Source organism: Sphingomonas oligoaromativorans (genome assembly GCF_011762195.1).
In the GTDB taxonomy this organism is placed as follows: Bacteria; Pseudomonadota; Alphaproteobacteria; order Sphingomonadales; family Sphingomonadaceae; genus Solisphingomonas; species Solisphingomonas oligoaromativorans.
In genome coordinates, this window is sequence record NZ_JAASQK010000003.1 from 72,848 (window position 1) to 86,063 (window position 13,216).

A 13,216-nucleotide genomic window follows, 5' to 3' on the forward strand; every position below is an offset into this window, starting at 1 on the left:
CTTTCTGAAATCATGCCTCCAGCGGCACATCCCAATAAAGCCAGTCGTGCCAGCTATCGTGCAGATAGTTGGGCGGGAAGCGCCGGCCATTCTCCTGAAGCGCCCAGCTCGTCGGCCGTTCGGGCGTGCTGGCCAGCTCCATACGCGCCTGCCTGGGCGTTCGGCCGCCCTTGCGCAGGTTGCACGGCGCGCAGGCGGTGGCCACATTCTCCCAGGTGGTGCGGCCGCCTTGCGCGCGGGGGATGACATGGTCGAACGTCAGATCGTGGCGGCAGCCGCAATATTGGCAGGCGAAGCTGTCGCGCAGGAACAGGTTGAAGCGCGTGAACGCCGGATAGGCCGACGGCTTCACGAATTGCCTGAGCGCGATCACCGAAGGCAGCTTCATCGAGAAGCTGGGCGAATGCACCTCACGCTCATAGTGGGAGACGATGTCGACCCGTTCGAGGAAGACGGCCTTGATGGCGGTCTGCCAGGGCCAGAGCGACAGGGGATAGTAACTCAGCGGCGTATAATCCGCGTTGAGCACCAGCGTGGGACATCCATCGGGGTGCCGGATCAGATCGGGGTGATACATGGAACGACATGACCTCCGCTCGGCGGCGCCCGTCCGAGCCAGCTTCATGCCCTGTCGCACTCAGGACGCGTTGCCGGTAAGGGCACAGCGTCGTCTCTTCGTCGCGCCCCGGATGCCCGAACAGCGTGACCGGAGCATGACAACATGTCTCACGACTCGCGGTCAAGAGCCGGTTTGATGAATTTGATCCCCACCAGCCTTATCGTCACCCGCTTCGCCCCAAGCCCGACCGGACGGTTGCATCCCGGCCACGCTTATTCGGCGTTGCGTTCGCACGATCTGGCGCGCGCGGCGGGCGGGCGCTTCCTGTTGCGCATGGAGGATATCGATCCGGGCCGCTCGCGCGAGGCGTTCGTCGCGGGCATCGAGGAGGATCTGGGCTGGCTCGGGCTGACATGGGATGGCCCGGTGCTGCGCCAGTCGACGAGGCTCGACGCCTATCGCGCGGCGCTGGACGCGCTCGATGCCGCGGGGCTGCTCTATCCCTGCTTCTGCACGCGCGCCGACATCGCGGCGGCGGCGACGGCGCCGCACGGGCCGGAGGGCGCCGCCTATCCCGGCACCTGCCGCGCGCTCGATCCCGCGACGCGTCGGGAGCGGATCGCCGCCGAGCCCCATGCCTGGCGGCTCGACATGGCGCGCGCGGCGGCGCTCGCGGGGCCGCTGCGCTGGCATGACGCCACCGCCGGCCTGATCGAGGCCGATCCCCGGAGTTTCGGCGACGTGGTGCTGGCGCGCAAGGATGCGCCCGCCTCCTATCATCTCGCCGTCACCGTCGACGATGCGTGGCAGGGCGTGACCGACGTGGTCCGGGGGCTGGACCTGTTCGAGGCGACGCACGTCCATCGGCTGCTTCAGGCGCTGCTCGGCCTGCCGACGCCGCGCTATCACCACCATCCGCTGCTCGCCGATGCGGAGGGGCGCAGGCTCGCCAAGCGGGCCGGCGCCCGCACGCTGGCCGATCTGCGCGAGGCGGGGGCGGACCCCGTCGATCTGGTCGGGACGCTGCGCGCCGGGCGGCTGCCGCACAGCTTCGGGGCGATGCTCGGCGGCGCGTGAAGAGAGGATTGCCAAGGGCGTCAACAGGTCTAGGGTGAGGGGATGCAGACGGTGCTGTTCATCCTCGTGATCCTGTTCGCGATCGGTGCGCTGGTCGCGCTGGTGCGGGGGATCGTCACGTTCCTGCGCACGACCGACGAGGAACTGCGCCGCGATCCGCAGGAGGGGCCGAGCCCGTCCAGCCTCAAGCAGAACCAGATGATGTGGCGGCGCATCCAGTTCCAGGCGCTGGCCGTGATCGCGGCGGTGCTGCTCCTCCTGCTCGCCCATCCGCACGCCTGATCCGCGGGCACGCGCGATGGTGAAGCTCAACAAGATCTACACGCGCACCGGCGACGGCGGCGAGACGGGCCTCGTCGACGGTTCACGCGCGCCCAAGCACGACGCCCGCTTCGCCGCGATCGGCGATGTCGACGAGGCGAACTCGGCGATCGGTGTGGCGCGTCTGCATGTCGGAGGCGAGGCGGACGCGATGCTGGGCCGTATCCAGAACGAGCTGTTCGACCTCGGCGCCGATCTCGCGACGCCGGGTGAGGATTTCGCCCCGACCGGGATGAGCTTGCGCATCGTCGCCTCCCAGATCGAGCGGCTGGAGCGCGAGATCGATGCGATGAACGAGGGCCTCGCGCCGCTGCGCAGCTTCATCCTGCCGGGTGGCGATCCGGGCGCGGCGCATCTCCATCTCGCCCGCGCGACGGTGCGCCGGGCGGAGCGGAGCGCGGTGGCGGCGGCGTCCGTCCATGCGCTGAATCCGCTGGCGTTGCGGTATCTGAATCGGCTATCGGATCATTTGTTCACGCTTTGTCGCGTGTTGAACGATGGCGGTACGCGGGATGTTCTGTGGCGGCCAGGCGCAACGCGCGGCGATTGAAGCCCTTGAAATCGGACGGATCGTCGCAACCTTTACGCGCACGAGCTCGTTAATCTTCCTTACCGCGGGAGTGCAGGGATGGCCGCAAGAGCCGACGCGATCGCGCCGACATGCGACACGCCACAAGAGGGATGTGCGATCCTCGATCGTTTCCGCCGCGTTCGCGCGCTGACGCTGGCGCTGGCGGAAAGGCTCTCCGACGCGGACGCCACCGCCCAGTCGATGCCCGATGCGTCGCCCGCGAAATGGCATCTGGCGCATGTCACCTGGTTCTTCGAGACCTTCGTGCTGCGCGATCATGTGGCGGACTATCGGCCGTTCGATGCGAGCTGGCCCTTCCTCTTCAACAGCTATTACGAGGCCGAGGGCGAGCGGATCGCGCGGGCCTCTCGGGGAATGCTGACCCGGCCCTCGCTCGACGAGGTGCGCGCCTATCGCGCGCATGTCGATGCCGCGATCGTGGCGGCGTGGGATGGGCTGCCCGAGGCGGCGTTGGGCCTGATCGAGCTGGGCTGTCATCATGAGGAGCAGCATCAGGAGCTGCTGGTCACCGATATCCTCCATCTCTTCGCGCAGAATCCGTTGGCGCCCGCGCTGTGGCCCGCCGAGCCGCGCCGGCCGAGCCCCGCGCCCGAGCCGCTCCGCTGGATCGAGGGTCGTGCCGGGTGCCAGGAGATCGGCCATGACGGCACGGGCTTCGCCTTCGATTGCGAGGGGCCGCGCCATACGGTCTGGCTCCAGCCCCATGCGCTGGCCGATCGCGTCGTCACCAACGGCGAGTGGCGCGCCTTCGTCGAGGATGGCGGCTATGCCACCGCCTCGCTCTGGCTGTCGGACGGCTGGGGCTGGGTGCGTCAGAACGGGATCGAGGCGCCGCTCCACTGGCGGCGGGACGAGGAGGGCGGCTGGGGCCGCCGCTTCGGGCTCGACGGGCTGACCGCGATGGACCCGTCCGCGCCTGTCCGCCACATCAGCTATTACGAGGCCGACGCCTATGCCCGCTGGGCCGGCGCGCGGCTGCCCACCGAGGCGGAGTGGGAGACGGCGGCCGAGGGGCTCGACCCGATGCGCGGCACCTTCCTGGATGGTCCGGGCGCGATCCGGCCGCTCCCCGCCGCTCCCGGCGCCGGGCTCAGGCAGATGTTCGGCGACGTCTGGGAATGGACCGCGTCCGCCTATCTCGCCCACCCCGGCTTCCGCGCGGCGCCGGGCGCGGTCGGCGAGTATAATGGCAAGTTCATGTCCGGGCAGTTCGTGCTCAAGGGCGGGAGCTCGGCCACCCCGCGCGGCCACGCCCGCGCCAGCTACCGCAATTTCTTCTACCCCCATCAGCGCTGGCAGTTCACCGGCGTCCGCCTCGCGAAGGATCTCTGACATGCTGCTGGAAGCGGAACGCGAAACGAAGCCCGACGCCGATCCCGCGTTCCGCGCCGATGTCATCGCCGGGCTTTCGGGCGAGCGGAAGGCGATCCCGGCGCGCTGGTTCTACGACCGGCGCGGATCGGAGCTGTTCGAGGAGATCACCGAGCTTCCCGAATATTACCCCACCCGCACCGAGCGCGCGCTGCTGGAAGTCTATGCGTGCGACGTCGCCAAGCTGGCCGGCCCCGGCCGCGCGGTGGTCGAGTTCGGATCGGGATCGTCGGCCAAGACGCCTTTGCTGCTGGGCGCCGTCGAGCCGTCTTCCTATGTGCCGATCGATATCTCGGGCGACTTCCTGCGCGAATCCGCCGCCGCGCTGTCGCAGCGCTTCCCCGGTCTGCCCGTGCATCCGATCGAGGCGGATTTCATGCATCCGATCGCGCTGCCGCAGGCGATCGGCCATGCCCCCCGGCTGGGCTTCTTCCCCGGCTCGACGGTCGGCAATCTGACGGCGCCCACCGCCGTCGACCTGCTGCGCGCGATGGCGGGGACGCTGGGCGTCGGATCGATGCTGCTGATCGGCATGGACCGGGTGAAGGACGAGGCGGCGCTGATCGCCGCCTATGACGATGCGCAGGGAGTGACGGCGGCGTTCAACCTCAACCTCCTCCACCGCATCAACCGCGAGCTGGACGGCGACATTCCGGTGGAGGCCTTCCGCCATGTCGCGCGCTGGAACGACGCGGAGGCCCGGATCGAGATGCATCTCGAAGCGGTGCGCGACGTGCGCTTCGCCGCCGCCGGCCATCGCTTCGCGATCCGGCAGGGCGAGACGATCCACACCGAGAACAGCCACAAATATGATCGCCGCAGCGCGCGCCTGCTGCTGGCCGCCGGCGGCTGGGCGCCGATCGCGGAATGGACCGATCCGCAGGATCGCTTCGCCATCCTTCTCGCCGAGGTGAAGCCGCCCCGCACGGCGCCCTGATGTCCCTGTCCTTCGGGCGCGATCCCCGCTAGGCGGGCGCAAAGATCCTGAAGGAGAGTCACATGGAAACCGTCGGCGTCATCGGGGCTGGTCAGATGGGCGCGGGGATCGCGCAAGTGGCGGCCCAGTCGGGCTTCCGCGTGCTGCTGTCCGATCGCGACGTGGCGCTGGCCGAGAAGGGCAAGGCGGGCATCGCCAAGCGGCTCGGCTCGGCGGTCGAGAAGGGCAAGGTGGCGGCGGCCGATGCCGAAGCCGCGCTCGCCCGGATCGAGACGGTCGACCATTATGGCGCCTTCGGGGATGCCTTCATCGTCATCGAGGCGGCGACCGAGCGCGAGGAGATCAAGCGCAGCATCTTCGCCGAGGTCGGCGCCCGGATGGGCCCGAACGCGATCCTCGCCACCAACACCTCGTCGATCCCGATCACCCGCCTCGCGCAGGCGGCGCCGGATGCGGGGCGCTTCATGGGCGTGCATTTCTTCAACCCCGTGCCGGTGATGAAGCCGATCGAGCTGATCCGCGGCCTCGCCACCTCGGACGGGACGGTGGCGCGCGTCGAGGCGTTCGCGAAGGCCTTGGGCAAGGAGGTCGTCCACGCCAACGACGCGCCGGGCTTCATCGTCAACCGCGTGCTGATGCCGATGCTCAACGAGGCGATCTTCGCGCTGGGCGAGGGCGTGGCGAACGTGCGCGACATCGATGCGGCGGTCAGCCTCGGGCTCAACCATCCGATGGGTCCGCTGACGCTGGCGGACTTCATCGGCCTCGACACCTGCCTGGAGATCACCAAGGTGCTGTTCACCGGCACCGGCGATCCCAAGTTCCGCCCGGCGCCGCTGCTGGTGAAATATGTCGAGGCCGGCTGGCTCGGCCGCAAGACGAAGCGCGGCTTCTACGACTATTCGGGCGCCGAGCCCGTGCCGACCCGCTGATGCGGGCGCTGTCCCTCGCGCTGGCGGCCCTCGCGCTCGCCGCGCCTGCGGCGGCCGAGGTGGCGCCCGGCACCACGCCGGGCTCCGCCACGGGGCTTTATGGCGCCTATGACAAGGGCAACGCCTTCGCCCGCATCCTGGCGGGCAGGCTGCCGGCGACGAAGGTGTACGAGGACCGGCAGGTGCTGGCCTTCATGAACATCCATCCGCTCTCGACCGGCGACCTGCTGGTGATCCCCAAGGGGCATTACCGCAACCTGATGGACATCCCCGCGCCCGTGCTCGACCATCTGATGCGGGTGACGCAGCGGCTGGCGAAGGCAGAGGCCCGCGCGCTCCATCCCGACGGCATCTTCATCCGCCAGAACAGCGGCGAGGCGGCGGGGCAGACCGTCTTCCATTTCCACATGCACGTCACCCCGCAATGGAAGGATGTGCCGCTGGCCAGGACGTCCTACAGGCAGCCGCCCGCCGACCCCGCGCGACTGGCCGCGATTGCGACCAAAATCCGGTCCGCCATGCGCTGAGCGGGCCATGGCATGTCGTGCCGCCTATGTTATGGTCCTATGGGGTCAAGGAGGAGGAACGAGCATGAAGATGATCTTCGCGAGTTCGATGCTGCTGGTCACGGCGGGGCTGGGGCTGGCGATGCCGGCGCACGCCGCCGACAACATCATGAAGGTCTGCGGCGCCAAATATCAGGCGGCCAAGGCCAACAAGACGCTTCCCGCCGGCCAGACCTGGAACCAGTTCCTCGCCCAGTGCCGCGGATCGGGCGCGGCGGCGGCCGCTGCCCCGGCTCCGGCCGCGAAGCCGGTTGCGCCCGCGCCGGCGGTCAGGCCGGTCGCGGCGGCGAAGCCGAACCCGGCCTCGCACCTGCCCTCCGCGCAGAGCCCGGCGATGCAGGCCATGCACGACCGCCAGCGCCAGTGCGGCCAGATGTGGAAGGCCGACAAGGCCGCCGGCAAGATTCCCGCCGGCCAGACCTGGCCGCAATATTGGAGCGCCTGCAACACCCGCCTGAAGAAGTAAGCGGATCGGGCGCCGATGCCGCCGTGGCGCGGCGCCCCTCCCGCGATCAGGCGAGCAGCAGCCCCGCGAACGCCGCCGACATCAGATTGGCGAGGCTGCCGGCGAGCAGCGCCCTGAGGCCGAGCTTGGCGATGGTCGGCCGCTGGTTGGGCGCGAGATTGCCCGTCACCGCCATCTGGATCGCGATCGACGAGAAGTTGGCGAAGCCGCAAAGGGCAAAGGTCACCACCGCGACCGTGTGCGGCGAGAGCAGCGCCTGATCCTTGCCGAGCGAGATGTAGGCGACGAATTCGTTGAGCACGATCTTCTCGCCGAACAGCCCGCCCGCGATCCCCGCTTCGTGCCACGGCACGTTCAGGAGGAACATCACCGGCGCGAAGCAGTAGCCGAGCAGGCGCTGGAAGGTGAGATCCTCGAAGCCGAACCAGTGGCCGACTCCGGTCAGCAGGCCGTTGGCGAGCGCCACCAGCGCGACGAACGCCAGCACCATCGCGCCCACCGCCACCGCGAGGCGGACGCCGGTCTGCGCCCCTTGCGCGGCCGCCATGATGATGTTGGCGGGCTTCTCGTCGCCATGATGGGCCTCCATCTGCGGCGGCGCCTCGCCTTCGGGGAGGAGGGCGGCCGGCCCCTGCCCGCTGATGCGGGCCTGCGCCAGCTCGATCTGTTCGTCCTGCACATGCGGGTCGATCCGGTCGGGCATGATGATCTTGGCCATCAGCAGGCCGCCCGGCGCGGACATGAAGCTCGCCGCCAGCAGATAGTCGATCTTGATCCCCATCGAGGCATAGGCGGCGAGGATCGTGCCGGCGACGCCCGCCATGCCGCTGGTCATCACCGCGAACACCTGCGTCTGCGACAGGCCCGCGAGATAGGGGCGGATGACGAGCGGCGATTCGCTCTGCCCGACGAAGATGTTGGCGGCGGCGCACAGCGACTCGACCTTGGAGACGCCGATCACCGTCTCGATCGCGCCGCCGATCCAGCGCACCACGAGCTGCATGATCCCGACATGGTAGAGGATCGAGACCAGGGCTGCGAAGAAGATGATGACCGGCAACGCCTGGATGGCGAACATCTGGCCGAGGCGGTCGGTCGCGAGCGCGCCGAACAGGAATTGGGTGCCCGCGTTCGCATAGCCGAGCAGATCGGACACCCCGCCGGACATCTGCGCCAGCACCCAGCGGCCGGTCGGCACATAGAGGACGAGCACGGCGATGGCCGCCTGGAGCGCGAAGGCGGCCCCCACCACGCGCAGCCGGATGGCGCGGCGATCGGCCGAGAAGATATAGGCGATCAGCAGGATTACGGCGATGCCGGCCAGGCCGGTCAGGAACTTGGTCATCGAGTGGCAGGCTTCCCCGTGGGCGGAAGGCGCGCGCCCCCCGGCCGCGCCGGGATCGCACTCATACACAGCGCGGCAATTTGAGCCAGCCTCGATCGCACGGTTCGCCCTGTCCCGTTCTTCGGCCCCGTCCCGTTCAACGGACGTTCAGTGGCGGTGCGCAGGATGGCCCCCGCATCCGTCCACCACCGATGAGGGAAATGTTCCGATGCCTTCCAAGCGACTCCTGATGTTCACGGGCGTAGCCGTGGCGCTGGCCGGCGTCACCGCCGTCGCCGCGGCCGAGCGCGTGCCCGTTCATGTGATGACCGTCCAGCTTCCCGACGGCAGCGTCGAGCAGATCCACTACACCGGCACCGTCGCTCCGCGCGTCGTCGTGCGCGACGAGGCCGTGCCGATGGCGGCCGCCGGCTTCTTCGACACGGCCTTCGGCCCCGATTCGCCTTTTGCCGCGCTCGATCGCATCGGCGCCGAGATGGACCGGCAGGCCGCGATGATGATGCAGCAGGCGGCGCTGATGCGCTCCTCGCCGGACACGGCGATCCACGCCGCGACGCTGGCGGGCGCTCCGGCCGGGGCGAGCAGCTTCACGCAGGTGTCGATGTCGAACGGGCAGGGCGTCTGCACCCAGAGCGTGCAGGTGACCTCGATGGGCGACGGCAAGGCGCCCAAGGTCGAACGCAGCAGCTCGGGGGCGTGCGGCACGGCGGTCCAGCCTTCGGCCGCGCCGGCGACGCCGGCCGCTGCCAAGCCCGGTCCGATCTCGCGCAACAGCATCTGATCGATCGACAGGCCGGACGGATCGTGATGCGTCCGGCCTTTTCGTCTCCGCCGAAAGCGGATAGTGGGGCGCATGTCCACGACGACGGCGCCCGCCACCCACCCGATCCCCCGCTCGCTCTTTCTTTTCTCGCTCTTCTACGGCGGGATGGTCTGCATGGCGGGCATTCTCGGCGTGAAGCAGGTCGCGCTCGGGCCGCTGGCGGTGGAAGCGGGCATCTTCGCCTTCCTGCTGCTGGTCGCGCTGGGCAGCGCCACCGCCGAGCTTTACGGACAGGCGACCGCAACCCGGCTGGTCCGTTTCGGTTTCGTGCCGATGATTACCGCCGCCGTGCTGATCCAGATCGTGCTGCTGCTGCCCGCCGACAAGGATATGTACGCGCCGGCCGTCTCCGCTTTCCCGATCGTGGTCGGGCAGGGCGCGCGGATGATGATGGCGGGCTTCATCTCCTACGGCACGTCGCAGACGCTCAACGTGCTGATCTTCTCCAAGCTGTCGCGGGGCGAGGGCAAGCTGATCTGGCTGCGCGGCATGATCGCGAGCATGGTCAGCCAGATCATCGACACGTTGCTGTTCATCACCATCTCCTTCCTCGGCGAGCGCCCGATCCTCGCGCTGATGGCGGGGCAGATGCTGACCAAGGTGGTGCTGTCGGTGGTGTTCGTGCCGTGGCTCATCACCGGGCTGGTGTGGCTCGGCCGGCGGATCGACGCGCGCGCGGCATAAGAGGGTTCCGGCGGGGGCTCGCTCCCGCTATGGCGCAGCCATGACGCTGCTGCCCGATCTCCTCCCCGATCCCGCCATGCTCGCCAAGGCGGAAACGCTCACCGAGGCGCTGCCCTATCTCCAGCGCTATGCGGGCAAGACCTTCGTGGTCAAATATGGCGGCCACGCCATGGGCGACCCGGAGCTGGCGCGCAGCTTCGCCGAGGATGTCGTGCTGCTGAAGGCGGTCGGCATCAATCCGGTGGTGGTGCATGGCGGCGGCCCGCAGATCGGATCGATGCTGAAGCGCCTCGGCGTCGAATCGCGCTTCGTCGACGGGCTTCGCGTCACCGACGCCGAGACCGCGCAGATCGCCGAGATGGTGCTGGCGGGATCGATCAACAAGGAAATCGTCGGCTGGATCGGGGCGGCGGGCGGCCGCGCCGTCGGCCTTTCGGGCAAGGATGCGCGACTGGTGACGGCCGAGAAGGTCGGCCGCTCGCAGCCCGACAAGCTCCAGGGCATCGAACGCCATGTCGACCTGGGCTTCGTCGGCGAGCCGACCCGCGTCGACCGCACCATCCTCGACCAGCTTTCCGCCTCGGGCGTGATCCCGGTGGTGGCGCCGATCGCGATCGGGACGGACGGCCACACCTACAACATCAACGCCGACACGATGGCGGGCGCGATCGCCGCCGCGCTGGGCGCGTCGCGGCTGTTCCTGCTGACCGACGTGGCCGGCGTGCTCGACAAGGAGAAGAAGCTCCTGTCGGACCTCGTGCCTTCGGATGTCGAGCGGCTGAAGGCGGACGGCACGATCTCCGGCGGGATGATCCCCAAGATGGAGACCTGCGTCCACGCCATCGAAGCCGGCGTCGATGCGGCGGTCATCCTCGACGGGCGCATCCGCCACGCGATGCTGCTCGAAATCTTCACCCGTCAGGGCGCGGGCACGCTGGTGCGCGCGGGCTGAGTGGAAAGCGGCGCGGGGCTCGGATAGAAGGGCTCGGGGCCAGAGGGATTGTCCATGCTTTCGATCTTCCAGATTCTGATGCTGCTGCTCGACGTGCTGTTCTGGATCATCATGATCCAGATCGTGCTGTCCTGGCTGGTGGCGTTCAACGTCATCAACACGCGCAACGATTTCGTGCGCCAGTTCCTCTATGCGCTCGATCGGGTGACGGAGCCGCTCTACCGGCCGATCCGGCGCATCCTGCCGGATTTCGGCGGGCTGGATTTCTCGCCGATGGTGGTGTTGCTGGCGATCTCGATCCTCCAGAAGATCCTGCTGCCCAACATCTTCTCCTCGCTGATGGGGGCGACGGCGTGAGCGCTGCGGTGATCGACGGCAAGGCCTTCGCGGCGGGCCTTCGCGAGAAGGTCGCCGGCCTCGTGCCCGCCTTCGAGGCGGCGGCGGGGCGCAAGCCCGGCCTCGCGGTGGTGATCGTCGGTGAAGACCCGGCGAGCCAGGTCTATGTCCGCTCCAAGGGCAAGGCGACCGAAGCCTCCGGCATGGCGAGCTTCACCCACAAGCTCCCCGCCGAGACCACGGAAGAGGCGCTGCTCGATCTCGTCCGCCAGCTCAACGGCGATGCGAGCGTGGATGGCATCCTCGTCCAGTTGCCGCTGCCCAGGCATATCGACGAGAGCCGCGTCATCGCGACGATCGACCCGGACAAGGATGTCGACGGCTTCCATGTCGTCAACGTCGGCCGCCTCGCGACGGGGCTTGAGGGCTTCGTGCCCTGCACGCCGCTCGGCTGCCTGATGCTGCTGGAGGATCGTCTGGGCGACCTCTCCGGGCTCAACGCGGTGGTGATCGGCCGCTCCAACATCGTCGGCAAGCCGATGGCGCAGTTGCTGCTCTCCAAGAGCTGCACCGTCACCATCGCGCACTCGCGGACCAAGGATCTGCCCGCGTTGTGCCGCACCGCCGACATCCTCGTCGCCGCCGTCGGCCGGCCCGAGATGGTCAAGAGCGACTGGATCAAGCCGGGCGCGACCGTGATCGACGTCGGCATCAACCGGATCGACAATGGCGAAGGCGGCACGAAGCTGGTCGGCGATGTCGATTTCGCGGATGCCGCGACGGTCGCAGGCGCGATCACGCCGGTGCCGGGCGGCGTCGGCCCGATGACCATCGCCGTGCTCCTCCGCAACACGCTCGTCTCCGCCTATCGCCGTGCCGGCGTTCCGCTGGACAAGGGAAGCATCTGAGGTGATCGCCGCGCTGGCCCTGCTCGCCGCGGCCGCCGCGGCGGGCCAGACGGTCGCCGATGCGGAGCGCGCGTTCGCCGAACAGGCGCGAACCGGCGGGCAGTGGAACGCCTTCCGCGCCTTCGCCGCGCCCGATGCCGTGCTCTATTCGCCCACCGCGACGCCGGCCCGCACCGTGCTCTCCCGCGCGATCGAGCCGACCACGCCGCTCCTCTGGCGGCCCGCGCACACGCTGACGTCATGCGACGGCACGCTGGCCTATTCGACCGGCCCCTGGACCAAGGACGGCAAGTCGGGGAGCTTCGGCACGCTCTGGCGGCACGATACCGCCGGCTGGAAGTGGATATATGACGGTGGCCATGATGGCGGCGTGCTCGCATCCGCACCGATCGGGGCCGTCGCCGAGGACTATGCCGCCTGTCCGGGGCCGATCGGCTCGGTCGGCGAGCAGACCGAGGTGCTGCCCGACGTGGCGGTGCCGGTCGCGACCTTGAGGGGCGGGGCACTCGCCAGCCTCATCATGGCCTCCGACGGGCCGATGCCGGCCTCGCTCCATCTCGGCCACGCGACCGAGGAGGGGGCGTCCGTCGATCGCACGCTGCGCTGGCGGATCAACCCGGTGCGCGATGCCGCGACCGGCGCGCATCTGCTGCGCATCTGGTCGTGGGACGGGCGGCGCTATCGCCTTGCGGTGTTCGACGTGACGGGGACGCGTTCATGATTGCTTTGTTCGTCTCCGCCTTCGTCACCTTCTTCGTGGTGATCGATCCGCCGGGCTGCGCGCCGATCTTCGCCGGGCTCACGCGCGGCACCAACATGGCGCATCGCGCGGCGATGGCGGTGCGCTCGACGCTGGTGGCCGCCGCGATCCTGCTGGTGTTCGCGCTGCTCGGCGAGCCTTTGCTCAAGACGCTCGGCATCAGCCTCGACGCCTTCCGCATCGCGGGCGGCATCATGCTGTTCCTGATCGCGCTGGAGATGGTGTTCGAGAAGCGCCAGCAGCGCCGCGAGGAGCGCGCCCACGAGATCGAGCAGCATCCCGAGCAATATGAGGACATCTCCATCTTCCCGATGGCGATGCCGATGATCGCGGGGCCGGGCTCGATCGCGTCGATCATGCTGATGATGCAGCGCAGCCATGGCCTCGTCGCGCACATCGTCGTGCTGGGGGCGCTGGCCGTCGTGCTGGCGATGATGATGGCGGCGCTGCTCGCGGCGGGGCCGCTGATGCGCTTCCTAGGCTATAAGGTGGAGGCGGTCATCACCCGCCTGCTGGGCGTGCTGCTGGCGGCGCTGGCGGCGCAGTTCGTGGTCGACGGGGTGCGCGCCTCCTTCGGCGGCTGACCC

At 69.0% G+C, this 13,216-nt stretch carries 17 protein-coding genes; 15 read left to right on the plus strand and 2 right to left on the minus strand.

The window, feature by feature from the left end; translation table 11 throughout:
• Positions 1–10: 10 nt before the first annotated feature.
• Positions 11–577 (minus strand): HNH endonuclease, encoded by a 567-nt coding sequence (locus FHS98_RS06690; RefSeq protein WP_167102971.1) that lies wholly within the window; start codon positions 575–577, stop codon positions 11–13.
• A 177-nt stretch (positions 578–754) separates the two neighbouring features.
• Between FHS98_RS06690 and gluQRS the strand changes: the two genes are divergently transcribed.
• The 8 genes from gluQRS to FHS98_RS06730 all read left to right on the plus strand — a co-directional run bounded on the left by gluQRS (position 755) and on the right by FHS98_RS06730 (position 6,821).
• Positions 755–1,636 carry a tRNA glutamyl-Q(34) synthetase GluQRS gene (gene gluQRS, locus FHS98_RS06695; protein WP_167101968.1) on the plus strand — a complete coding sequence of 294 codons (882 nt, stop codon included), beginning with the start codon at positions 755–757 and terminating at the stop codon, positions 1,634–1,636.
• A gap of 42 nt (positions 1,637–1,678) precedes the next feature.
• Complete coding sequence (locus FHS98_RS06700) at positions 1,679–1,918, plus strand: HIG1 domain-containing protein (RefSeq protein WP_167101971.1); 240 nt, start codon at positions 1,679–1,681, stop codon at positions 1,916–1,918.
• 16 nt (positions 1,919–1,934) lie between these two features.
• Positions 1,935–2,507 carry a cob(I)yrinic acid a,c-diamide adenosyltransferase gene (locus tag FHS98_RS06705; protein WP_167101974.1) on the plus strand — a complete coding sequence of 191 codons (573 nt, stop codon included), beginning with the start codon at positions 1,935–1,937 and terminating at the stop codon, positions 2,505–2,507.
• Between the two features lie 78 nt (positions 2,508–2,585).
• The gene (egtB, locus tag FHS98_RS06710; RefSeq protein ID WP_167101977.1) at positions 2,586–3,881 is read left to right on the plus strand and encodes an ergothioneine biosynthesis protein EgtB; all 1,296 of its coding nucleotides are present in this window, start codon (positions 2,586–2,588) and stop codon (positions 3,879–3,881) included.
• Between the two features lies 1 nt (position 3,882).
• Positions 3,883–4,857 (plus strand): L-histidine N(alpha)-methyltransferase, encoded by a 975-nt coding sequence (gene egtD, locus FHS98_RS06715; RefSeq protein WP_167101980.1) that lies wholly within the window; start codon positions 3,883–3,885, stop codon positions 4,855–4,857.
• Between the two features lie 62 nt (positions 4,858–4,919).
• Complete coding sequence (locus FHS98_RS06720; RefSeq protein ID WP_167101983.1) at positions 4,920–5,789, plus strand: 3-hydroxyacyl-CoA dehydrogenase NAD-binding domain-containing protein; 870 nt, start codon at positions 4,920–4,922, stop codon at positions 5,787–5,789.
• Positions 5,789–6,316 (plus strand): HIT family protein, encoded by a 528-nt coding sequence (locus FHS98_RS06725; RefSeq protein ID WP_167101986.1) that lies wholly within the window; start codon positions 5,789–5,791, stop codon positions 6,314–6,316. Before FHS98_RS06720 ends, FHS98_RS06725 begins: the two co-directional genes overlap by 1 nt.
• Positions 6,317–6,380: 64 nt before the next feature.
• Entirely contained in the window at positions 6,381–6,821 is a 441-nt protein-coding gene (locus FHS98_RS06730) for a hypothetical protein (protein WP_167101989.1), read from the plus strand.
• A gap of 46 nt (positions 6,822–6,867) precedes the next feature.
• Here the strand turns inward: FHS98_RS06730 and FHS98_RS06735 are convergent, their stop codons facing one another.
• A complete protein-coding gene (locus FHS98_RS06735) occupies positions 6,868–8,166 on the minus strand; it encodes a NupC/NupG family nucleoside CNT transporter (protein WP_167101992.1) in 1,299 nt (432 codons plus the stop codon).
• A 208-nt stretch (positions 8,167–8,374) separates the two neighbouring features.
• Between FHS98_RS06735 and FHS98_RS06740 the strand changes: the two genes are divergently transcribed.
• From FHS98_RS06740 to FHS98_RS06770, 7 genes are all read left to right on the plus strand, one after another.
• A complete protein-coding gene (locus tag FHS98_RS06740; RefSeq protein ID WP_167101994.1) occupies positions 8,375–8,947 on the plus strand; it encodes a hypothetical protein in 573 nt (190 codons plus the stop codon).
• Between the two features lie 72 nt (positions 8,948–9,019).
• On the plus strand, positions 9,020–9,673 hold the full coding sequence (locus tag FHS98_RS06745) for a queuosine precursor transporter (RefSeq protein WP_167101997.1): 654 nt from the start codon (positions 9,020–9,022) through the stop codon (positions 9,671–9,673).
• A gap of 40 nt (positions 9,674–9,713) precedes the next feature.
• Positions 9,714–10,625 carry an acetylglutamate kinase gene (gene argB, locus FHS98_RS06750; RefSeq protein ID WP_167102000.1) on the plus strand — a complete coding sequence of 304 codons (912 nt, stop codon included), beginning with the start codon at positions 9,714–9,716 and terminating at the stop codon, positions 10,623–10,625.
• Between the two features lie 54 nt (positions 10,626–10,679).
• Positions 10,680–10,982, plus strand: coding sequence for a YggT family protein (locus FHS98_RS06755; RefSeq protein WP_167102003.1), 303 nt, complete (start codon positions 10,680–10,682; stop codon positions 10,980–10,982).
• Complete coding sequence (folD, locus tag FHS98_RS06760) at positions 10,979–11,869, plus strand: bifunctional methylenetetrahydrofolate dehydrogenase/methenyltetrahydrofolate cyclohydrolase FolD (RefSeq protein WP_167102006.1); 891 nt, start codon at positions 10,979–10,981, stop codon at positions 11,867–11,869. The genes FHS98_RS06755 and folD overlap by 4 nt, the downstream gene beginning before the upstream one ends.
• A 1-nt stretch (position 11,870) precedes the next feature.
• Complete coding sequence (locus FHS98_RS06765) at positions 11,871–12,590, plus strand: hypothetical protein (protein WP_167102009.1); 720 nt, start codon at positions 11,871–11,873, stop codon at positions 12,588–12,590.
• A complete protein-coding gene (locus FHS98_RS06770; protein ID WP_167102012.1) occupies positions 12,587–13,213 on the plus strand; it encodes a MarC family protein in 627 nt (208 codons plus the stop codon). Before FHS98_RS06765 ends, FHS98_RS06770 begins: the two co-directional genes overlap by 4 nt.
• Positions 13,214–13,216 lie beyond the last annotated feature (3 nt).